Below are 20,418 nucleotides of genomic sequence, written 5' to 3' on the forward strand. Positions count from 1 at the left end.
TCAGGCAGCGACCGGCTGCGGCGCGGAGATCGATCCGCGCACGTAGGAATCGATGGATCCGGCGCAGCTCAGCTTGTCCTCTCCCTCTTCCAGATCGGCGTAGCGGGCGATCGAGTGGACCACCGGGGTCTTGACGCCCTCGAGGCCGGAGCCGAATTCCACCTGCACCTTGTCGCCCGAAATGATGCCGCCCCAGCGCCCGTCGGCCAATATGTCGAAAAACGCCATGCGGCCTTCCACGGCGCCGTGATCGGTTGTTGCGCCCAGCAGCTTTTCCCCCGCCTTGTCGAGGATCAGCGGCACGATCCATGGGGGCATCGCATAGGACTGGGTTGGCTGGATCTTGGCGCAAAAGCCGCTCATTTCGACCATGGCATAGGAGCTGGTGATGCGGTCCGGCGTCACGCCGAAGAAGCGCATGATCTGTTCCTGATAGTCCGGCGGAACCGCCGCGCCCTTGGTGCCTCCGCCAAAGCTCATCAGCGTGTCGGGGTGGAAATCGCCATCCTTGACACCACGGGCGCGCAACGCCTGCACGATCTGCCATGCGACGCCATACATGACGCCGATATAGAGCGGGCGGTGCCGACGGCTTTCCAGCAAGTCCATCCAGGCGTCGAATTCACCCGCGCGCCTGGCCTGCCGTGCTTGCACCTCCGCTTCATAGGCGGCGATTTCGCCAGGCCCGACCTTGCCGGCGGCCAGCAGGCGGCGCAGCTGCGCTGGCCGCATCGCGTCGAAGGCGCGGATCGGATCGTCGCTCAACCGGTGGAGCTCACCCGGCGCCGCCCAACGCGGGAAATGGATGTTGCAGAAATCGATCATCTTGTGCGTGCCGCGCGGCGGCATCATGGTGAAGACCGAACGGCTATGATCCGCGACATAGGCGGGCGTCGACAGGTCGGCCGCCGCGACGCACGCCGACAGGGAAAGGTCGCGATCCAGCGCCGACTGGTCCAGGAACGACGATTTGCCGGACGTTCCGCTCGATGCGAAGACATGATGGTCAGCCGCTTTCGCGCGGTCCAGCCAGTCGTCGATGTCGCGAACGTCCGTGACGTCGATGTTGTCGGTGGGATAGGTGGCCAGCGTGCCCAGCCACAGATTCATGTTCTTCCACTGGCCGTTGTCGACGAAGGCCTCGGGATAGCTTTTGTAATTGGTGTGGGCAAAGAGCAGGGGAACAAGGTCGGCGAAGCTGTCGATCGTGTCGATCCCTGCCTCGCGCGCGCGTTTGTCGAGCACCCTGATCTGCTGCCGTCGCTCGGAAAAGCGCTCGCGAGCAGCCTCCAGTTGCAATTCCGCGAGATTGGCCGGGGCATTGCGGAACGGATCGGACGATCGTGCAAGTCCGATCAGTTCGTCGATGGCGCTCATCAATAACTCCTCCTTACATCCTGTGGCGAGTATAGTCGGCGTGGCCAGTTCCGCCGCTCCATTCGCTTGCACGGCGAGGACATAATGTTTTCAGGGCGACCTTTCGGATGCTGCGAACCCGGCGCCAACCGCCTTATGTTGGCCCTTGCGGCGAGTGCGGCTATGCCAATGGGATGAATCGCTTCGATGACTATCCAGCCGGCGCGCAGCGGCTGATCCTGGCTGCCGAGCAACTGGTGGCCGAACGCGGCGTGGACGGCACATCTGTCCGGGAGATCCTGCGACGCGCGCGCCAGGGCAACAACTCAGCCATCTACCATCACTTCGGTTCCAAGGATAAGCTGATCGAGGCGATCTACGATCTGCGCCAGGCAGAGGCGGATCGGGCGCGTGTCGCCTGGCTACACGCCCTGGGCCGGTCGCCCCGGGACCTTGGCGAGATACTCGATGCGCTGCTGCGCCCGGTGCTCAAGGCGTTTCAAGGGCAGCGGAGGAGGATTTTCGCGCAGATGATCCTGCATCTCATCCTTACCAATCCACAAAACCCGATCTTTCGCGAGGAGCGGCAGCCGGAAACAACCCGGCATCTCAACTGGCTGTTACGGCAATGCTGTCCTCACCTGGATGATCCTCTGTTTCATCAGCGCTATACGTTGGCGGTCCTGTATCTGTTGCAGGCTGCGATCTATGTGGGGCAGCGCGTCGCGCAGGGCACGCTGGGCCATGAAGATGACGAGCATTTCTGGAACGAGATCATGCAGGTCGTTCGAGATTCGATAGCCGCTTGAGAGTCGAATGAGCGGGCGCTCCCTTCCCTAGGATAGGCTGCGTATAAGACGTTCGCCTTCATTCTGGCCGCCGCCGCCGCAGGCAAGATATAATGTCAATCAATCCCAAACCCTGCGGCTGGGAGGAGAGGATCATGTCAGAGTTCATGCGTCGCCATCACGCTCGTCTGCTGCTTTCCGCCGGCGTCTGCCTGAGCGTGCCGTTCACGGCCCTGGCGCAGGAGGCCAGCGCGGATCGCCCAGCGGGCGTGTCGACTGACGACATCGTCGTGACCGCCCGCCGCGAGTCCGAAAATATCCAGTCGACCCCGGTGTCGATCGTCGCCTTCAACGAAGAGATGCTCCGGTCGGCCAACATCCAGAATACCGCCGACCTGATGATGAAGACGCCCGGCGTGTTCCTGTCGGGTTCGGGCGGCCGGGAAAATTCGGTCTTCCAGATACGCGGCCAGAGCAAGGCTCTGAGCGGGTCCAATGCCCCCGCCGTCGTCAGCTACTTCGCCGATGTGCCCCAGCCGACGTTCGGCAGCGGCGTTTCCACCTATGACATGGCGTCCGTTCAGGTGCTCAAGGGGCCGCAAGGCACCCTCTTTGGCCGCAACACGACGGGCGGTGCCGTGCTCTATTACCCCGCCGCGCCGAGCTACAAGCTGGAAGGCTATTTGGAGGGCGGCTATGGCAAATATGATCGGCGGCAACTCGAAGGTGCGCTGACCCTGCCGATCATCGAAGATCGGCTCTCCGTCCGGTTTTCTGGACGCTATGAAAAGCGGGACGGCTATACCCGCAACATCGGCGTCGGCGGCGATCTGGACGATGTGAACTCGCGCGCTTTCCGCGTGTCCGTGCTGGCCGAACCGACCGACACGATCCGCAATTTGACGATCTTCGACTGGTATCGCAACTATTATACCGGCGATGCCGTCCTGTTGACGGGGGTCGACGCCAACCCGAGTCTGCTCGATCTTCTGGGTGTGCGGGAAGCCGCGCTCGCTGAGCTGGCGGCGCAGCGCGCCCGTGGTCCTCGCGTCGTCGACAGCGACGCCGAACCCGCCATGAATAGAACCCGCCGCTGGGGCCTGACCAACCGGACCGACATCACGCTAGGCGATATCGAACTGACCAACATCTTCGGCTATCGAAGAACTTATGTCGAATATAACATCAACACCGACGGGGTTCCCCGGCTCGCCAGCGTCTTTGCGCCGGGCCTGACCCTGCCCCTGCTCAACGCCGGGGCGATCAATCATGTCGAACAATATACCGAAGAGTTGCAGCTCAAGGGAAGCGTGCTTGACGACAAGGTCGACTGGCTAGTCGGCGGCTTCTATCTCAAGAGCCGCCCCTATGGCACGACCGGAACCGGGAACAATGTCGGCTTCTTCTCCAGCTATCCGTTGGCGACCTTCCAATACAGCTTCTATACGGAAAACAGCCGCGCTCTGTTCGGTAACATCAATGTGAAGCTGGATTCGCTGGCGGAGGGTCTGCGTCTCAATGCTGGCGTGCGTTATACCTGGGACAAGCAGGTGGCATGTATCGCCACGCAAGGCACGATGGCTGGCCCCAATGTCGCGCCGCCCAACCTGCAGCCTGATGAATGTCCCTCCAGTCCTTTGCTGGTGGGACCGTCGGTCAACCGCGCCCAATCCTCTGCCCCCACATGGACGTTGGGCCTCGACTGGCAAGTCACGCCCGATCTGTTCGCCTATGTCGTGTCTCGTCGCGGATACAGGACGGGCGGCATCAACACGCCGAGCTTCGGCGGCCGCCTGACGCCCTATCAGTCCTTCGGGCCGGAAAAGGTCACGGATGTTGAAGCAGGCGTCCGCACCGACTGGAATCTGGGCGGCGACGTCAAATTGCGGTTCAACGCCTCCGTCTTCTCCGGCTGGTATAATGGCGTCCAGATCGCGCTCAGCGGCCTCATCACGCAGGCTGGGGCCTGTCAGCTAGGCGCCGACAATCCCGCCCCGATTTCGCCGGACGGCGATTGCGATCCGACCAATGATCCCCAGTCGGGAACAATGCTGGTCAACGCGGGCAAATCACGCGTTGCGGGCATCGACCTTGATGGACGCATCGCGTTCGGGGATCGCCTGGCCATTACCTATGGCGCGAATTTCCTCGATACAAAGACGCGTTCGCTCGAAGCGCCGGCGCCAATCCAGCCCTATTTGCAGCAGCAGGAAATCCCGTTCGATCTGGTCGCAAAGCGGACCTATACATTGGGGCTGCAATATAATCTGCCACTTGGCGAAATGGGTGAACTGGGCGCCACCGCCGATTATTATCACTCCAGCCCGCTCAGCTTCGTGAACTCGTCGCTTCCGGCCTATGATCTCGTCAACGCGCGGGTCGACTGGCGCAATGTGGCCGGGCGGCCGCTTGACGTCGGCGTCTATGTCACCAACCTTTTCAACAAGACTTATCAGGCGATCGGCGCTGTGTCGGGGTCGGGCCTGGGCTTTAATTCGGCCATCTTCGGAGCGCCCCGCCAATATGGCGTGACGCTGCGCTACCGCTTCGGCTCCTGAACGGACCAGCCTGACAAATGGATTGAGCGCCCCGCCGCATGAGGCGGGGCGCTATCTTCCGACAGGGCCGTTCGCTCTCTGGTCGCAGCATGATGCCGTGGTATCGAGACGACAGGGGATGATCATGCCTGAACCACTGGAAGAAGTGCTGGCCTTTTTCCGCGAGAGCAGCGGCTCGCCCGACGATATGCTCTCGGCCATGCGGTGCCGGTTCACCGCCGAAACGCGATGGGAAAATGTCGGGGTCGCCTCCACGGTGGGTGTCGACCAGGCCGTTCAGTTTGTCGCAGGGTTTCTGGAAAAGATCCCGTTCACCCGGTGCGAGGTCGTTGTGCATCACGCCGCAGCCTGCGGTGATACGGTCCTGACGGAAAGAAGCGACATCTTCTATGGCGCGGACGGAGCGGAGATGGTCGCCTTGCGGTTGATGGGCGCATTGCAGATGGACGGGCCATACATCGTCGCATGGCGCGACTATTTCGACACCAGTGGATTTTGAAGGCGGGGACAAGACCCAACGCAAAGCCGTATGGACGCAGAGCGTGCCAATGCCTGGCGAAATCTCGCCGCGCTGGCTGACGCCATCACCCCGGTCATTCCCCATTACGGCTTGTCCGCGGAAAAGAGCGCCGTCTACACGCCAAGCATCGCGGAAACATTTCATGTCTTAAGCGATGTCCGGCACCGTAGCCGCAATGGCCGGCGAGGGATTATATAACCGCCATTGCGCTCTTCAGCACGCCAATCTGCGGTCGGCGCTGCCGCTTCTGGCCGATGCCGCCCATGGCGGCGCCACCGACCTTGTTCAGGCAAAAGACCTGGAACGCCCGGTGCAGGACGTGCATGCCGACCTGCCCTCCAACGACTTCGCCTCGCTTTTCACCCTGCTGGCGATCGATCTTGTAGGTCGGAAAACCTCTATTCATCGGCCATCGGGCGCTCCTATTTCGACAGCATTTTGGCCGCGGACAGCATGGATCTTGGCTGGTCCTCCCATTCGCTCCACTGGATGAGCCGCAGCCCCGTCGATGTCGCCGATCATGGCTGGGCGGTCTATAGCCAGTCTATGGAAGCGCGCGCGTTCGGCCGAACTGCGGCCCGGCGGACGTCTGGTCTGCCAGTTCATGGGGCGCGGTGCGGACGGGCATGGGTTCGAATGGATGGCCGGAAATTTCTGGCGGTCCATTGTGGATATGGAGCGTGAGAGGCTGCTCACCGCAGAAGAAACGCTCAGGATGGCTTCGCCCTCCGCCGGTCGATCCCTGGATCAGCTGGCCGCACCGTTCGAGGCTGGCCAGGTTGTCGGACTGGCCCTCGATCATCTCTCGGCGGTGCCTGCGCCCGACCCTTATTGGGATGCGTTGCAGGAGACCGGCGATGCCGCTGCATTCGGGCGGCAATGGGCAAATATGATGTGCGCCGCGAACGGCCCCAATTTCTCTGCCCGGCTGGATGCAGGCCGCGATCGCGCGCAGTTGACCAATAGTCTCCTGCAGCGTTTGGCGGCGCGCATCGAAGCTGATCCCCAACCCGGCCATTCCGTCATCGTGATCATGTCGATCAGCAAACCCGGTTAAGGCGCAGCATTCCGGGCTTTCGGTGCAGATGGCTGACGGTTGCAAGGCGCAATCCTCGGTTCAGCGCGTGCGGTCCGGTTCCGACGATATCAAACCGGGAACTCGTGCGTCTTACCCTGTCGCATTATTCGGATAAACCGGCAGAAGCGCTCCAGATCGTAGGGTATCGGGGCGCTGCAGTAATGTTGCGACTTCGAATCTTTTTGGGGAGGCAATATTGAAACATCTGCTGTCTATCGCTTGTTCGTTGGGATCGCTCGCTCTTGCCGACGTGGCGCATGCCCAGACGGCGCCCGAGCCGCAGGACTCGGCCGCCGCCCGTCCGTCGAATCAAGCCGACGATATCGTCATCACCGCTCGGCGCGTTGAGGAAAGCCTTCAGTCGACGCCAGTGTCCGTGACCGCATTCAGCGGCGCGGAACTGACGAAGGCGGGTATCAGGGATACCGCAGACCTCATGATGAAGACGCCTGGCGTTTATCTGGGCGGTTCGGGCGGCCGCGAAAACTCGGTATTCCAGATCCGCGGCATGGCAAAGGCGCGCAGCGGCTTCAACTCGCCTGCCGTGGTAAGCTATTTCGCCGACGTGCCGCAGCCGACCTTCGGCAGCAGCGTCGCGACTTATGATCTGGGTTCGGTTCAGGTTCTCAAGGGGCCGCAGGGCACTCTGTTTGGCCGCAACACCATCGGTGGAGCCGTTCTCTTCTATCCCGCCGCGCCCACCTATAATGTGGAAGGCTATGTCCAGGGTTCCTACGGGCGCTTCAACAACGCCTCTCTGGAAGGCGCGCTGAACATCCCGATCGTCGATGGCAAAGTCGCGCTGCGTCTCGCTGGGCGTGCGGAAACCAGCGATGGCTACACGAAGAATCTGGTCAACGGAAAGAATTTCGACGACACGGATTCGCGCTCCATCCGCGCTTCGCTGCTGATCGAACCCGTCGATGGCATCAAGAACCTCACGATCTTCGACTATTATAAGAATGATTATAATGGCGATTCCTTCGTGATCCGCAACATCCGCCCCGGCAGCCCGCTGCTGGATAATCCCCTCGCCTTGCGGCCCGCCGCGCTCGCTTTCCTGGCCGCGCAGCAAGCCCGTGGCGTTCGAATTGTCGAAGTCACGGGTGAGCCGCTCAACAGAAGCCGGCGTCTGGGCATCACCAATCGCACCGACATAGACATCACCGACGATGTCGCGTTCACCAATATTTTCGGCTATCGCCGCACGGAAGTCGACTATCATGCCAATGTGGCCGGTTTTGGCCCGCTGGTTTCGGGCAACCCCGCTCTAGGTGGCGCCCGCTTCACCGTTTTCCACGCAGGCGCGATCAACAATACCGAGCAGTATACGAACGAAGTTCAGTTCAAAGGCACGGCAGGAGCGGTCGACTGGCTGCTCGGCGGCTTTTATCTCAGGAGCAAGCCATTTGGTCCCACCGGGACGGGCAGCAATGTGCTCAGCACGACCACGACCTATCTGAATACGTTCAACTACAGCTTCTACAATGAGACCAGCAAGGCTCTGTTCGGCAACGTGAACGTGCGCCTGGACAATCTGCTTGAGGGCCTGCGCGCCAATGCCGGCGTCCGCTATACCTGGGACAAGATTACCGCCTGCACCGCGACCGACACGGTCACCTTCGGTCAGGTGGACCCGGAAGATTGCAACGCCAGCAATCCGGTGCTTCAGCTGCCGGCAACCAACAGCGTGAAGTTCAGCGCGCCTACCTGGCAAGCGGGCCTTGATTGGCAGGCGACATCCGACCTGTTCTTCTATGCCGCCACCCGGCGCGGCTATCGCGCGGGCGGCATCAACAACCCGACCCTGGGCGGTACGCTGGTCAAGTTCCAGAGCTATGGACCCCAAAAGGTCACCGATGTCGAACTCGGCATGCGCAGCGACTGGGATCTGGCCGATGATGTGCGCCTCCGCTTCAACATCTCGGGCTTCATCGGTTGGCACAAGAATATTGCCGCCTCCTTGACCGGCGTCCGGACGATTCTGGCGAACTGCGTGCCCGGCGCTGCACCGCCGATCTCGCCTGACGGCGACTGCAATGTCGCAAACGACCCCCAGTCTGGCACACTGCTGATCACGGCGGGGACGGCGCGCATCAGCGGCATCGACATCGATGGCTTCCTGAGGATTGGCAACTTCACCCTGAACTATGGCGCAAACTTCCTGGATCCCAAGTCCACCGGGTTCGACGTTCCGCCTGAACTCGCCGCCTATGTTCCTGCCAACGCGGCCATCGGCTTTGACTTTGTGGCAAAGAGAACCTTCACATTGGGTGCTGATTATGCCGTTCCGCTGGGTGACGGCACCGAAATCAATGCTCATGCCGATCTCTACAAGACCAGCGATATTGCGTTCACCGACTCTTCGATCAACGGTTATACGCTGGTCAACGCAAGGCTGGATTATAACAATGTGTTTGGCAGCAACGCCGACATCAGCCTGTACATGAACAATGTGTTCGACAGGGTGTATGAGCAGAACGGTGCCTTCGACGGCCCTGGCGCCGGCTTCAAGTCGGTCATCATGGGGCCGCCGCGGCAGTATGGCGTGCGCCTGCGCTATCGCTTCGGTCAATAAGGACAGCGACTGGCGGCCGGATCTATCCGGTCGCCAGTTCATTCAGGCCTTTGGCCAAGGCCTGGGATGATGTCTTAACAGACTTGTCGCTCGCACCCGGCGGGAAACCTGACTCTATCACCTGACTCCGATCAGGCTCTCACATCGGTTTCGACCGGCATCCGTTGAGGAACAGATCGACGATCTTGTGAGCGAGTTCGTCTACTTCGTCTGGATGAGGCGCGGTTTCCGGTTCCAGAATGACGGAATTGGTAAAGAAGATGAACTGCGCAAAATGCTCGCTCAAAAAGCGGGCATCGCCCCTCATCTCGCCTCGGGCTATCTTTTCCCTGAAGAAATCGAATAGGGGAACGCCGAGATTTTCCCGGAATACCGACTTGCATCGTCTGGCCAGGTCGACGTGGCTGATAGAGGTGCCGACGAGGGTTCTGGCCATTTCATAGAAGGGGCGACCCCCGAATACCGGCTGGATCATCCTGTTTATGTGCATCGCCGCAAATCGGCACAATATTTCCTCGAGCGGTCCGTTCGCATCCAATACCTGCCGCAATGGGGTGGCCGCCCGGGTCACGGAATCCAGGACGCAGTGGATGAACAGGTCGGACTTGTCGTGGAAATATTTGTAGATTGTCGCTTTGCCGACACCGGCAGACAGAGCGACGTCATCCAGATTGGCGGCCTCGAAGCCTTTGGCCAGAAACTCGTGGGATGCGGCACAAAGAATGCGCAAACGGCGCGCGTCGCCCGCCTCGCTCATCTGACGGACTTTCGGCTGGTGAGGTGACGTCGGTGGGACTGTCCCGCCGCTTGCCATAGAGTTCATCGCACCCATCCTACTCGGTGTTCATTATACGGCAGATGCTCTCCCAGCATGTCTAGGTCACAATGCCCATGCGGCGTGCATCTGGCTGGAAGAATGGATGCGCCCACGCATCGCTTCTTCCGCCTGTCGTCGGACGGGCGGTCGGGCGAATGTTGGCCCAGATGCCCTGGTTACGGGGTATCACTAGCAGAGCCCTCCAATGCGTATCACGCGCCCGATGAGGCGCCAGTGACGGATAGGTCGATCGGGGAGCATGCCTTCCGGCTTGATCCGCCTATCGGGATGTCATTCAGGCCAGCCCCGCGGGCAGAACGCTGGTTGTATCCGGAATGAATTTTGTCGAAACACCGCTGGTGCAGGACAGCCCATGAAAAGGAGCCTGCCGCAGCCCGGATGGCTGTATCAGGCTCCTTTGATCTTAAACCGCGCTTCAGGCCTGCAAGTAGAGCTTGCCGATGTGGCGGGCGCGGGGCGTGGAGGTGTCCCATTCAAGAGCGTCGGGCCGATCGGCCAGGCGCAGGTTCGGCATCTTCCCGACCACCTTCTGGATCAGCAGCGGGACCACGTTGCGCGTGATCGCGTTGCCGATGCAGGTATGCATGCCATGCCCGAACGCGATATGGTCCTTCACATTGGGCCGATCGATGTCGAACTTGTAAGGGTCGGGATAGACCGACGGATCATGGCAAGCGACCCCCAGCATCACATAGGTGGGCATGCCCTTGGGGATGACCTTGCCGCCAACCTCGATATTGTCGGTCGCGAAACGCATCACGAGCGAGACCGGAGGATCGAGGCGCATGCTTTCCTCAAGCACGTTGATCGCAAGCGAAGGATCCTGCCGAACGCGCTCGGCAACATCTGGATTCCTGGCCAGGTTCATTAGCGAAGCGGCTGCGGCGCCAGCGACCGTCGATACGCCGCCGATGAGCAGGACGATCATCATCGCCATCATCTCGTCATCATCGATGGCGCCGCCCTCGGCGCCTTCGGCTATGACACCAATCAGGTTGCGGCATTCGCCCCTGCGCGCCAGTTCCTGCTGCTCCTTGCAATAGGCTGCGCCCGCAGCCCAGGCGTCAAGATAGGCCTGGGGCTTGGGGTCGCCCGGCCGCATCTTGTCGAGCAACGGCAGGGTCATGACATAGTTCATGAAGATCGGCTGATCCTTGTCTTCGATCCCCATGAAATGGCGCAGAAGCGTGTCGATCGACACAATCTTGGTGAAATCGCCGAGCGCTTCGAATCCGCCGCCGTTGGCCATGATCTTGTCGATCATCGAATCGATGATGATAGCGGCGTTTTCGTTCAGCATCTGCGTGCGCTTCGGCGTGAAGGCGGGGTTCACAACCTTGCGGCGACGGGTGTGATCTGGCGGGTCCGAATAGTTCATCACCGGCAGGCCGTTAAAAAAGTCGATCCGCTCCATGCCCGGCAGCCCCTTGGGCTTCAGGCTCGAAAATCCCTTGAAGTTGCGCAGCACCGCCTGACACTGGGCGAATCCCGCGATGTAAGCCGACGGGACGCCTTCCATGGTGATGAATCCGGGAGATTGCGCCAGCAGCAAGGGATGATATTTTTCGGGGTTTTCCCGAAATTCAGCGCTGAAAGGATCGAAATCTGAAAATTCCAGCCCTTCCACGCTTTCGACGAATTGCGTTGCCATCCTTCGCTCCAGATAGATGATGTTATACCCCAATTATCGACCAGTCGCGGCCGTCTTGCCAAGGTGCAAAACCGGGCAGTTCCGTGATGTTCCGCTGTCGTTCTTCCGCCCTCATCCCTATCCCGACGTCAGGAGAGGGATGCTGTTGCATGCGCTGTGGCGACCTGGAAGTGAAACGGGTGGAGGAAGCGCGCATCGACGTGCCCTTCGCTCTGCTGACTGGTGAAGCCGGCGCCAATACGGGTTCCGCCCCCCGAAGCTTTCAACTTGTATTCCAGAGCTGGATATTGCGGCGTCAGGATGTGGTCATCCTGATCGATCCTTGCGCCGGCAACGGGCGCGACCGGCCGGTAATGCCTCATTTTCACCAGCTCGAAACGCCTTATCTGGATCGCCTGCGCGCGACGGGGATTTCCCCGGGACAAGTGGACATCATATTTTGCACGCATCTGCTTTGCGATCATTGCGGCTGGAATACGCGCAGGCAATATGGCCGCTGGGTTCCCACCTTTCCCAACGCCCGCTTCCTTCTCGTCCGGCGGGAAGTCGAACGCTGGGGGATCGGGCGGGAAGATCATGCGGTCATCGACTATAATCTCGGCGTTTTCGAGGACAGCGTCCAACCCATTTTGGACGCGGGCCTTGCTGATCTTGTCGAGGCAGGACAGTGTGGAGCGAAAGGCAGCAGGCCGCCCGCCCGTGGATAGGGTTCCGCCAGCTAATAGGGCTGGCAAGGAAGGGGGTAATGAACGCGCTAACGCTCCCGGCAAAGACCCGAGGGCTGTGAAGCTGTCGTTGCGGAGGAGAGCATGGCCGATCTGGAGGCTAACAAGACGGTGGCGCGCCGCTACATGCAGGCGGTCGAGCAGGGCGATATCGAGACGATCGAGGCTTTGCAGCATCCCGACTGCCGCTGGTGGATATTGGGCCATGGCGACATGAGCCGCGCCGATTTCATCGCCAGTGTCAGGGGCGGATTGCTGAGCGCGCAACGGCGCACGGCGGAGATCGTGGGGATCACCGCCGAAGGGGACCGGGTCGCCGTGGAGGTCAGGGGCGAGATGGTGTTTCCCGACCGCGTCTATCGCAACGAATATCACAACCTGCTGATGATCCGTGACGGCCAGATCGTTTCAGGCAAGGAATATATGGACACCCGCGCCGTGGCCGAGGCCTTTTCCGCCGGACAGCAAGCCCCATGACGGAGGCGACGGCGCTCAACAATTATGACGATGCGGCGGTCGGACGGATCACCGCCTTTGTGGAGGAACAGACTGGCGGCACGGTGGTCGGTCTGGAACGGCTGGTCCGTTGGCGTCCGTCCTGGTTCGTCGATGTAAAGCAGGGCGACGCCGTCCGCAGGCTGCATCTGCGCGGTGATCGCGGCGGCGACGTCTCCATTTTCCCCGACCTCAAGCGCGAGGCGGACGTCATCGACCTGTTGCACAGGCAGGGGCTGCCGGTGCCGGAAATCCTCGGATATCTGCCCAGTCCGCCCTGTATCGTGATGGAGGCTATCGAGGGAAGGCGCGATTTTTCGACGCTGGACGCCTCGACCAAAAGCGCCGTCGGCCGCACCTACATGCAGGCGGTCGCCGCGATGCATGGATTGCCGGTTGAACCGTTCTTGGAGGCGGGACTGCATCGGCCCCAGGGCGCGGAGGCCATCGCGCTGGCGGGTCTGGATGCCTATATGCCCCACTACCGGCGGACCAAGAGCCGGCCGGAGCCGCTGCTGGAATTCGTGATCCGCTGGCTGGGCCGCAACCTGCCACGCGATCGCCATCGTGCCAGCTTCATCCAGTTCGATTCCGGCCAGTATCTGGTGGAAAAGGGCGCGATGACCAAGCTTTACGACTTCGAATTCTCGATGATCGGCGACCCGCTGGTCGATATAGCGACCATGGGGATGCGCAATAGCTATGAACCGCTGGGCGCCCCGCTGCCCGAACTGGTGCGCTATTATGAGGAAGCGACCGGCGAGCCTGTCGATCATGAAGCGGTGGTTTTTCACGTCCTCCAATTTTCCCTGCTGGGGACGATGCAGTTCACGGGAACCGTCGGCAAGCCATGCCCGGGCGATCCGCATTCCGTCTATCTGATGTTCGACCTGTCGCTGCGGCGCTCCATCCTGCTGGCGTTGTCGCATTTGTCAGGCGTTGAACTGCCGTCCTTGCCGGATTTGGAAGAACGCAGCGGGGATAATGCGCCCCTGCTGGCAAAACTGGCCGACACCCTCGCCACCCTGCCGGTCACGGGCGAGGCGGCCGAAGGGCACAAGACGCAGGTCGCGGAACTGATCGAATGGGCGCGGCGCGCCGACGATCATGGCGCGGCGATGGTGGCGCGCAATATCGCGGACGTTTCCGCGCTTCTGGGCCGTTCGTTCGACCGCTGGGACGCCGCCGCTCAGGCGCTGGAAACCCATATCGAAACGGCCGGACCGCAGGAGGATGCAACGCTGATCCACCTGCTTGCGACGATCGAGGGCAGGCGGCTTCAACTGTTCGGGCCAACGGCGCTGGGTGAAGCGGCCCGTAATGTCGTCCTGCCCGCGACGCGATAGGGCCGACAGGGGTTAGGTCAGAATATCGGAATGCTGACGGGAGTGGATATGGATCAGAAGATCGTGTTGGTGACCGGCGCGACCCGCGGACTGGGGCGGGGAATCGCGCGCGGCCTTGCTTCGGGCGGCCATATGGTCGCGGTGACCGGACGCGACGCGGCGCAATTGGCGGAGGTCGTCGCGGAGATCGAGCGTGCCGGTGGCAAGGGCCTTGCCCTGGAATGCGATCATAATGACGACGACGCGGTCAGGAGGACGCTGGCGTCCCTCAGCGAGCGGACGGACGGGCGGCTGGACCTGCTCGTCAACAATGTCGCGGCCGTTCATGGGCCTGAGCTGATCGCGCCAGGGGGGTTTTGGGAAAAGCCGCTGAAGCTGGCGGATATGATCACCATCGGCCTGCGATCCAGCTATGTGGCGGCCTATTATGCCGCGCCGATGATGGTGGCGGCCGGCAAGGGCCTGATCGCCAACATCTCCTTTTACGGCGCGGTGTCCTATTTCCACGGACCGGCCTATGGCGCGGCCAAGGCCGGGACCGACAAGATGACAGCGGACATGGCCGTCGATCTGGCCCCGCATGGCGTATCCGTCGTCTCTTTCTGGCCGGGCTTCATCCTGACCGATGCGGTGAAGGCCATGCCGCCCGAAATGATGCCCGAAGACCTGCGCGCGGCGCTGCCCAATTGGGAGACGCCGGAATTTTCAGGCCTTGTCCTCGATCGGCTCTGCGCGGACCCCGAGCTTGCTTCCCTGTCGGGGTGCGCGCTGATCGGCGCTGAACTGGGCGCGCGCTATGGAATACGGGACACGGACGGCAAGCAACCCATATCCTATCGGGAGATGATGGGCGCGCCCACGAATTTCATGCGGTCGGCCTGATCGGACCGGGCGCGTAATAGGGCAGGACAGGAAGGTGACAAGATGATCGATGCCGTGCTGGTCGTGTTGACCAAAGCCGTTCCGGGCAGGGAAGCCGATATGGAGGATTGGTACACCAATATCCATATCCGCGATGCGCTCCGCTTTCGGGGGTCGGCCACTGCGCAGCGCTTTCGGTTGGCTGCCGACCAGCCATGTCGGCCTGAACGGTTCGACTGGCAATATCTCGCCTTTTACGACGTCTTCGACCCGGTCCGCTTCAGCCGGGAGCATCTGGACAATGCGTTGACGTCGCGGATGCAGGTGTCCGACGCCATTGATGATAGCATGCTCTATGATTTCCATTATTATCCGCTGCTGTTTCAGGACAATGATCCGGAAATGGCCCATACTGGCGGCGTCATATTGGAGGAATTCAATCCCGCCTCCGGCGAAGACGACGCCTTCTGGGAATATTATGCGGAACGCTATTTGCCGCAGGCCGTGGCCCGGCCCGGCGTCAAATCGGCCGCCTTTCTGAAATACCGGACTTTCGGCCAGATGATCCCGATGACCCCCGACTATCGCTATGTCGCGATATACAGGGTCAATGACGGCGAGGCCGCCCGCCAGGCCTGGACCGGTGCCGACGCCATATTGGCGCAGAGCGGAATGCTGGCGCCCGAAGGCGTGCGCATCACGCAGTGGGACAGGGCGACTCCCCGCCTGACCAAGGACGATGTCCAGCATCCCACCGCCGCGGGCCTGGCCGAAGAGGAGCGAGCCCGCGCGCGCATGGGCGACCGCGTTCGCACCGGCGGCGCGGAAAAACTCGCCATGAGCTGAGGGATCAGGCCGGGCCAGTGCGGATGCGCCAAAAGCGCATTTCCAAACAAACTCTTGTAGGCGTCCGCTTTCAATCCGGAATGCCGGCTTGAAACTGGCTGGGGGTAAGGCCAAATTCCCGGCGGAAAGCTGTCGCGAAAGCCGCAGCGCTTTTGAACCCGCTCAGATAGGCGACCTGTTTCATCATCAGGCCGCGTTTCGTCAGCAGCGCCCGGGCTTTCTCCAGCTTCTTTTCAGCGACATAGGTCCTCAGGGTGCGCGCCGTGCTGCGCTGGAAGCGTTCCGACAACACGCCCGGGCTGAGCGACACCAGTTCTGCCAGTTCCAGCAATGTCGGCGGACGTTCGCCAGTGGCTTCGATCCGCTCACGGAGCAAAGCCATCTGCTTTGTCGTAAGCGTCCCGCTCCGGTGGGACTGCTTCCGAGCGGCGGGATCGAGGCACCGCACGATTTCCGCACCCAGGAATGCGACCGCCGTTTCAATGTAGAATGACCCGGCGAAGCTGGGGCGCAGCAGTTCGTCGAATATCCGCTGCAAGATGAGATGAAGGCATGGACTGACGACGTCGGCCGCGCGATCTGGCGGCAGGCTGTTCCACGGGACATCGCGCCCCTCTTCGTCCTTCAGCAGGGCTGGATCGATCAGGCACGACAGCATCGTTCGCGATCCCGCGCAAATGCGGCAGTCAACGGTCTGTCGCGCCGGCACGAACACGCATCGGCCATTGCGATGCCACTGGGATGTCGCCTGGGGGACGAACTGGCTGAAGATCGGCGGGTCATCCCTGATGGACATTTGCAGATAGTGCCAGTCGGACCGGAAGCGCCCCTCGCAATCCTGGGCGATATCGGCGGTATAGGCGCCGATCTCGTAAAGCTGGCCGACATGATGCGCTTCGGCGCGCACCCTAAGGTCGGCATCGGTTTGCAGAGTCTGGTCGATCGAGGCAACCATCACCCTCTCCAGCTGTTTGCGGGAGAGCATAACGCAAGGGGCCGGTCGCGTGCGTCCTGCCAGATGGCAGGTTGTTCAAATCTCCCCGGCGTAGGCCCGGGGATCGAGATATTCCATTACCCTTTTGATCTGCTCGCCTTCGATGAAGACCAGATCATGATGGTTGTTGCGGTAGATGCGTTCGGGAAAGTGAAATTCCGATTCGGACTCGACGGCGACCCGGTTTCCTTCGGCTGTCACCCCAGCACGGCGTGGCGGCGTTGCGTGGCGCGGTCGAGGGTGCGCGTCAGCGGATGCAGCAGCGTTGCGCGATCAAATTCGCCATAGCCGATGACCCACCAGGTCGCCTTCGGGCTGAGCAGCCGGTCGAATTCCGCCTTGTCGCCATGGGCCATCGCATCGAGCAGGCCGACCGCGATCTTCTTGGTCTTTTCCAGCCGGGCGGCCGCTTCGTCCAATGATTCAGGCTGGTCTTCACCCAATAATGTCATAATCTGGTCCTCAGCAGCTTTCCGGTATCGGCGCGGTGTCGACATGGCGACGGATGTCGACGGGAATGGCGGTCATGCGGGGCATGGCGTTGATGGTCTGGATGTCCCGGTCGGTGCTGATCAGGAGATTGGGGGACGCGCCCTTGTCGCGCCAGTCGCCGCCGTCATCGGGCAGGCCGCCAAAACCATGGGAGACGGACACAACGCCGCGCCGCACCGTGTCGTCCGCCTGCGCGTCGAGCAGGATTGATCCGTGATCCGACATGATCTCCACCGCGTCGCCCGATACAAGGTCGAGGGCGCGCAGATCGTCCGGGTTCATATAGGCGTGATTGCGCCTGAACTGTCTTTGCAGGTCGGGCAGGGTGTTGCCGATCGAATTCATCCGGTGGCGCGATCGTCGGCTTGACAGCAGAAAGGGGAAGCGACGATCAGGTTCGGCCGAAAAATCCGCCGTCATCGCCGCCATTTCCGCCGCCACGTCCTGCGGGAAGAGGGTGAAGCGCCCGGCAGTGGCGGGGTCGGCCGGGTCCGCCAGCGTCTCTTGGGAATGGAAATAGCCCTGCGGATGCCGCCGCAGTTCCTCCAGCGTCACCGGCGCGTCGCGCAGCGTCAGCGCGATCAGATCGTCTTCGCTGGGCGGCGCGTCCATGTCGAGGGGCGAGCCCATGAAGTCGATCGGGCGGCCCGCCCGCCGCGCCAGCTCGTAGAAAACGCGCCATTCGTCGCAAAGCTCCGCCTGGGCCGGCGGCTGGGCGATTGCAGCGCTGTAGCGGGTGTATTGCTGGGGAAACAATGCCGCCTCGAACAGGTAGATCGGAATGTCGGGCCGCTCGAACTGCAATTTGGGGGGCAGGACATAATGAGACAGGCGTGCCGTTTCCGACATGACCGGGTCGATGCTGACCAGCAGGTCGAGCGATTTCAGCGCCTCGGTCATCTTGCGCTGGTCGGGCACGGCGGCGGCGGGATTGCCGCCATGATTGAACAATATCCGCACCTGGCCATCCCCCGGGCGCAATATGTCGTCGGCCAGGGTGCCGGTCACCATCTCTCCGCCGATCAGGCCGAAGTCGCCGATGCGCGAGCGCGGCCCCGTTTCCCATGGCCGGGGAAGATTGACGACCTGCGCCGCCTTGGGACCGGGATTCATCACCAGTCCGGGATTGTCGATGCGTTCACCGGCACGCACGAACCGCCCGCACAGGATGTTGAGCGTGTCGACAAGATGCTGGGCAAGGTTGGAATGCCGCGTCATGCCGATCCCGGTGCCTGACAAGGCGGTTCCCCTTTTCCCCTCTCCGGCGAACAGGCGGGTGGCCGCGATCAGATCCTCGGCCGAGATGCCCGCGCGCGCCGCGACGCTGAAGGCGTCGAAGGGGGCGACCGCTTCGCGCAGGGCGTCCAGGCCGGTCACGTTCTCAGCGCAGAACGGCGCGTCATGTAGCCCTTCGGCCAGGATAATGCGGATCATGGCAGCAGCGATGGCCGCGTCGTGACCGGGCAGCGGTTGCAGGAAGATATCGGCGTGGCGGGCCGTTTCCGTGTGGCGCGGATCGATGACGATGACCTTGAGGCCGCGCGCCTTCGCCTGCGCCATGCGTTTGGCGGGATTGCGCGCGTCGAACTGCGCCATCGATACGAAGGGATTGCCCCCGAACATCATCGCCACGTCGGACGTGGCGAAGGAATGGAGGCCCGCCGGCCAGATCCCTAGACGATAGGCGGAAACGACCTTGCAGGACTGGTCGATCGTCAGTGTCGTATAGAGTTTGTGCGAGCCGAATGCGTCCAGAAATCCCTGCAGGATACCGAGGCCCGCCGTGGTGAAGAAACCGCCCGTGCCCCGATAGGCGGCTAGGGCGTCGGGTCCATGGCGTTCGACGGTCGCCGACAGGCGGTGCGCAATTTCGTTCAGCGCATCGTCCAGCGGGATTGGCCGGAAGCTGCCGTCGGCCATGCGTTTCACCGGATGCAGCAGGCGGCTTTCATGCGTATGCGCCTGCGGGGCGGACGCACCCTTGGAACAGATATAACCCAGGCTGTGCGGATCGTCACGGTCGCCACGGGCTGCGACCGGGCGGCCATCATCGTCGATTGCAACCACCAGCCCGCAATGGGCCGTGCAAATCCGGCAAAAGGTTCGTTCCTCGCGCATATCCTCTTCTCCTGCTTCCCGGTTCATTGTCCGGCTTTCACGGCGGCATAGGCGGTATAGAGCATGTCACGCTGCGAACTGCGGCCGAAACCGCTGAACAGGATAGACCCGCCGCCGCCCGCGACCATATGCGGTATGGCATATTTGCGCATCAACGCGAGCGCCAGCAGGTTGACCGACAGGGTGCGGTCCCAGATTGCGGCGCCGGTTCCACCTGCGTCGCGGATAGCAGCGACCGTGGCCTCCGCCTTGCTCGTCTGCCGCGACTGAACGAGCAGATAGGCGCCCTCTGCGGCGAAGCGACGGGCGGTGGCTTCCCCTATGCCCGACCCTGCGCCCGTGATGATCGCGACCTTGCCTTGCAGTCGTCCCATATCGTCGCTCCCTCTGCCTTTTCAAAGCAGACTAGCCAAAGCCGCTCGGTGGGAACATGGCCGATGCTATCTCCAAAGCCGGAAGATGTTATCCCGCCTCCGATTGATGCAGATTGGCAATCGCCGCCGGTATCGACAGGTCGACACCGCCCCTTGGCGCGGAGCCGCCGGAGCCTTTTCCCTACCGTTCTGCAGGTGCGATCCGCGTCGGTTTCCGCGCTGGTCGGGGAAACGGAGGGCATATCATATGGCTGGTGCGTTGGAAGAGCGGGTGGCGATCGTCACGGGCGCCGCGCAGGGCATAGGCAGGGAAGTGGCGAGCGTGCTGGCGCGGCGCGGCGCGACCGTCATCCTTGCCGACATTCTGGCGGAAAGGGTGGAGGCGGCTCGCTCATCCATGCCGCGTCGGGATTTGCCTTGCTGGGGGAAATGACCCTGACCGCCTATGGCGCGTCCAAGGCGGCGCTCATCAATCTCAGCCGTTTCCTGGCCACCCAATATGGCACGCAGGGTATCCGGTCGAATGTCATCGGCTTCGTCCTGAGCGATAACGCTATCGAGACGACGCCTCAGGCGGTGAAGGACGTGCTGCGCGACCATCATCTCAATCCCGAACTGGGCAGCCCGCGCGATATCGCCAATGTCGTGGCCTTTCTCGCCTCCGACGAATCCCGCTTCATCAACGGGGCTATGATCCCGGTCGATGGCGGCTTTACCGCACATCAGCCGACGATGGTGGACTTCCAGAGGCTGTTTCAGGCGCCGGGAAGCAACCAATTATGATCGTGAGCGAATGAGGC

Annotated in this window: 21 protein-coding genes; 13 read left to right on the forward strand and 8 right to left on the reverse strand. The window is 61.8% G+C overall.

Annotated features, from left to right (window positions below; translation table 11 throughout):
• Complete coding sequence (locus GGR44_RS09575) at positions 1–1,377, reverse strand: hypothetical protein (protein WP_183955369.1); 1,377 nt, start codon at positions 1,375–1,377, stop codon at positions 1–3.
• Positions 1,378–1,550: 173 nt separating this feature from the next.
• Between GGR44_RS09575 and GGR44_RS09580 the strand changes: the two genes are divergently transcribed.
• From GGR44_RS09580 to GGR44_RS09600, 6 genes are all read left to right on the forward strand, one after another.
• Positions 1,551–2,165 carry a TetR/AcrR family transcriptional regulator gene (locus GGR44_RS09580; RefSeq protein WP_183955370.1) on the forward strand — a complete coding sequence of 205 codons (615 nt, stop codon included), beginning with the start codon at positions 1,551–1,553 and terminating at the stop codon, positions 2,163–2,165.
• A 134-nt stretch (positions 2,166–2,299) separates the two neighbouring features.
• A complete protein-coding gene (locus GGR44_RS09585) occupies positions 2,300–4,702 on the forward strand; it encodes a TonB-dependent receptor (protein ID WP_246344498.1) in 2,403 nt (800 codons plus the stop codon).
• A gap of 124 nt (positions 4,703–4,826) precedes the next feature.
• Positions 4,827–5,201: a limonene-1,2-epoxide hydrolase family protein gene (locus GGR44_RS09590; protein WP_246344500.1), complete on the forward strand. Its 375-nt coding sequence runs from the start codon at positions 4,827–4,829 to the stop codon at positions 5,199–5,201.
• Positions 5,202–5,376: 175 nt separating this feature from the next.
• On the forward strand, positions 5,377–5,715 hold the full coding sequence (locus tag GGR44_RS16930; RefSeq protein WP_246344502.1) for a hypothetical protein: 339 nt from the start codon (positions 5,377–5,379) through the stop codon (positions 5,713–5,715).
• A 15-nt stretch (positions 5,716–5,730) separates the two neighbouring features.
• A complete protein-coding gene (locus GGR44_RS16935; RefSeq protein ID WP_246344504.1) occupies positions 5,731–6,279 on the forward strand; it encodes a class I SAM-dependent methyltransferase in 549 nt (182 codons plus the stop codon).
• 247 nt (positions 6,280–6,526) lie between these two features.
• Positions 6,527–8,878, forward strand: coding sequence for a TonB-dependent receptor (locus GGR44_RS09600; protein WP_183955371.1), 2,352 nt, complete (start codon positions 6,527–6,529; stop codon positions 8,876–8,878).
• 139 nt (positions 8,879–9,017) lie between these two features.
• On the opposite strand, the gene GGR44_RS09605 is transcribed toward GGR44_RS09600, so the two are convergent.
• Positions 9,018–9,701: a TetR/AcrR family transcriptional regulator gene (locus GGR44_RS09605; protein WP_183955372.1), complete on the reverse strand. Its 684-nt coding sequence runs from the start codon at positions 9,699–9,701 to the stop codon at positions 9,018–9,020.
• A gap of 430 nt (positions 9,702–10,131) precedes the next feature.
• Entirely contained in the window at positions 10,132–11,367 is a 1,236-nt protein-coding gene (locus tag GGR44_RS09610) for a cytochrome P450 (RefSeq protein WP_183955373.1), read from the reverse strand.
• A gap of 149 nt (positions 11,368–11,516) precedes the next feature.
• Between GGR44_RS09610 and GGR44_RS17210 the strand changes: the two genes are divergently transcribed.
• The 5 genes from GGR44_RS17210 (at position 11,517) to GGR44_RS09635 (ending at position 15,640) form a co-directional block, all read left to right on the forward strand.
• Positions 11,517–12,074, forward strand: coding sequence for an MBL fold metallo-hydrolase (locus tag GGR44_RS17210; RefSeq protein WP_425511313.1), 558 nt, complete (start codon positions 11,517–11,519; stop codon positions 12,072–12,074).
• Between the two features lie 102 nt (positions 12,075–12,176).
• Positions 12,177–12,569: a nuclear transport factor 2 family protein gene (locus tag GGR44_RS09620; protein ID WP_183955375.1), complete on the forward strand. Its 393-nt coding sequence runs from the start codon at positions 12,177–12,179 to the stop codon at positions 12,567–12,569.
• A complete protein-coding gene (locus GGR44_RS09625) occupies positions 12,566–13,933 on the forward strand; it encodes a phosphotransferase (protein WP_183955376.1) in 1,368 nt (455 codons plus the stop codon). The genes GGR44_RS09620 and GGR44_RS09625 overlap by 4 nt, the downstream gene beginning before the upstream one ends.
• Before the next feature lie 48 nt (positions 13,934–13,981).
• Positions 13,982–14,815, forward strand: a complete 834-nt coding sequence (locus tag GGR44_RS09630; protein WP_183955377.1) for an SDR family NAD(P)-dependent oxidoreductase — start codon at positions 13,982–13,984, stop codon at positions 14,813–14,815.
• Positions 14,816–14,857: 42 nt separating this feature from the next.
• Positions 14,858–15,640: a hypothetical protein gene (locus GGR44_RS09635; protein WP_183955378.1), complete on the forward strand. Its 783-nt coding sequence runs from the start codon at positions 14,858–14,860 to the stop codon at positions 15,638–15,640.
• Between the two features lie 70 nt (positions 15,641–15,710).
• Here GGR44_RS09635 and GGR44_RS09640 read toward each other — a convergent pair whose 3' ends face one another.
• The 5 genes from GGR44_RS09640 to GGR44_RS09660 form a co-directional block, all read right to left on the reverse strand.
• Positions 15,711–16,595 carry a helix-turn-helix transcriptional regulator gene (locus tag GGR44_RS09640; RefSeq protein ID WP_183955379.1) on the reverse strand — a complete coding sequence of 295 codons (885 nt, stop codon included), beginning with the start codon at positions 16,593–16,595 and terminating at the stop codon, positions 15,711–15,713.
• 75 nt (positions 16,596–16,670) lie between these two features.
• A complete protein-coding gene (locus tag GGR44_RS09645; RefSeq protein ID WP_183955380.1) occupies positions 16,671–16,835 on the reverse strand; it encodes a nuclear transport factor 2-like protein in 165 nt (54 codons plus the stop codon).
• The gene (locus tag GGR44_RS09650; protein WP_183955381.1) at positions 16,832–17,086 is read right to left on the reverse strand and encodes a hypothetical protein; all 255 of its coding nucleotides are present in this window, start codon (positions 17,084–17,086) and stop codon (positions 16,832–16,834) included. The genes GGR44_RS09645 and GGR44_RS09650 overlap by 4 nt, the downstream gene beginning before the upstream one ends.
• Positions 17,087–17,096: 10 nt before the next feature.
• Positions 17,097–19,244, reverse strand: coding sequence for a molybdopterin-containing oxidoreductase family protein (locus GGR44_RS09655; protein ID WP_183955382.1), 2,148 nt, complete (start codon positions 19,242–19,244; stop codon positions 17,097–17,099).
• A gap of 23 nt (positions 19,245–19,267) precedes the next feature.
• Positions 19,268–19,618 (reverse strand): SDR family NAD(P)-dependent oxidoreductase, encoded by a 351-nt coding sequence (locus GGR44_RS09660; protein WP_183955383.1) that lies wholly within the window; start codon positions 19,616–19,618, stop codon positions 19,268–19,270.
• Between the two features lie 247 nt (positions 19,619–19,865).
• Between GGR44_RS09660 and GGR44_RS16945 the strand changes: the two genes are divergently transcribed.
• Both GGR44_RS16945 and GGR44_RS09665 read left to right on the forward strand, forming a co-directional pair.
• Entirely contained in the window at positions 19,866–20,051 is a 186-nt protein-coding gene (locus GGR44_RS16945) for an SDR family NAD(P)-dependent oxidoreductase (protein ID WP_246344506.1), read from the forward strand.
• Positions 20,048–20,401: an SDR family NAD(P)-dependent oxidoreductase gene (locus tag GGR44_RS09665; protein ID WP_246344508.1), complete on the forward strand. Its 354-nt coding sequence runs from the start codon at positions 20,048–20,050 to the stop codon at positions 20,399–20,401. The genes GGR44_RS16945 and GGR44_RS09665 overlap by 4 nt, the downstream gene beginning before the upstream one ends.
• The last annotated feature ends 17 nt before the right edge of the window (positions 20,402–20,418 follow it).

The organism is Sphingobium fontiphilum, from assembly GCF_014196635.1.
GTDB lineage: Bacteria > Pseudomonadota > Alphaproteobacteria > Sphingomonadales > Sphingomonadaceae > Sphingobium > Sphingobium fontiphilum.

Excerpts from the sequence above, each read along its gene's own strand:
- GGR44_RS09575 (WP_183955369.1), bottom strand. The coding sequence starts at position 1,377 with ATGAGCGCCATCGACGAACTGATCGGACTTGCACGATCGTCCGATCCG.
- GGR44_RS09580 (WP_183955370.1), top strand. The coding sequence starts at position 1,551 with ATGAATCGCTTCGATGACTATCCAGCCGGCGCGCAGCGGCTGATCCTG.
- GGR44_RS09585 (WP_246344498.1), top strand. The coding sequence starts at position 2,300 with ATGTCAGAGTTCATGCGTCGCCATCACGCTCGTCTGCTGCTTTCCGCC.
- GGR44_RS09590 (WP_246344500.1), top strand. The coding sequence starts at position 4,827 with ATGCCTGAACCACTGGAAGAAGTGCTGGCCTTTTTCCGCGAGAGCAGC.
- GGR44_RS16930 (WP_246344502.1), top strand. The coding sequence starts at position 5,377 with ATGTCCGGCACCGTAGCCGCAATGGCCGGCGAGGGATTATATAACCGC.
- GGR44_RS16935 (WP_246344504.1), top strand. The coding sequence starts at position 5,731 with ATGTCGCCGATCATGGCTGGGCGGTCTATAGCCAGTCTATGGAAGCGC.
- GGR44_RS09605 (WP_183955372.1), bottom strand. The coding sequence starts at position 9,701 with ATGAACTCTATGGCAAGCGGCGGGACAGTCCCACCGACGTCACCTCAC.
- GGR44_RS09610 (WP_183955373.1), bottom strand. The coding sequence starts at position 11,367 with ATGGCAACGCAATTCGTCGAAAGCGTGGAAGGGCTGGAATTTTCAGAT.
- GGR44_RS17210 (WP_425511313.1), top strand. The coding sequence starts at position 11,517 with ATGCGCTGTGGCGACCTGGAAGTGAAACGGGTGGAGGAAGCGCGCATC.
- GGR44_RS09620 (WP_183955375.1), top strand. The coding sequence starts at position 12,177 with ATGGCCGATCTGGAGGCTAACAAGACGGTGGCGCGCCGCTACATGCAG.
- GGR44_RS09625 (WP_183955376.1), top strand. The coding sequence starts at position 12,566 with ATGACGGAGGCGACGGCGCTCAACAATTATGACGATGCGGCGGTCGGA.
- GGR44_RS09630 (WP_183955377.1), top strand. The coding sequence starts at position 13,982 with ATGGATCAGAAGATCGTGTTGGTGACCGGCGCGACCCGCGGACTGGGG.
- GGR44_RS09635 (WP_183955378.1), top strand. The coding sequence starts at position 14,858 with ATGATCGATGCCGTGCTGGTCGTGTTGACCAAAGCCGTTCCGGGCAGG.
- GGR44_RS09640 (WP_183955379.1), bottom strand. The coding sequence starts at position 16,595 with ATGGTTGCCTCGATCGACCAGACTCTGCAAACCGATGCCGACCTTAGG.
- GGR44_RS09650 (WP_183955381.1), bottom strand. The coding sequence starts at position 17,086 with ATGACATTATTGGGTGAAGACCAGCCTGAATCATTGGACGAAGCGGCC.
- GGR44_RS09655 (WP_183955382.1), bottom strand. The coding sequence starts at position 19,244 with ATGCGCGAGGAACGAACCTTTTGCCGGATTTGCACGGCCCATTGCGGG.
- GGR44_RS09660 (WP_183955383.1), bottom strand. The coding sequence starts at position 19,618 with ATGGGACGACTGCAAGGCAAGGTCGCGATCATCACGGGCGCAGGGTCG.
- GGR44_RS16945 (WP_246344506.1), top strand. The coding sequence starts at position 19,866 with ATGGCTGGTGCGTTGGAAGAGCGGGTGGCGATCGTCACGGGCGCCGCG.
- GGR44_RS09665 (WP_246344508.1), top strand. The coding sequence starts at position 20,048 with ATGACCCTGACCGCCTATGGCGCGTCCAAGGCGGCGCTCATCAATCTC.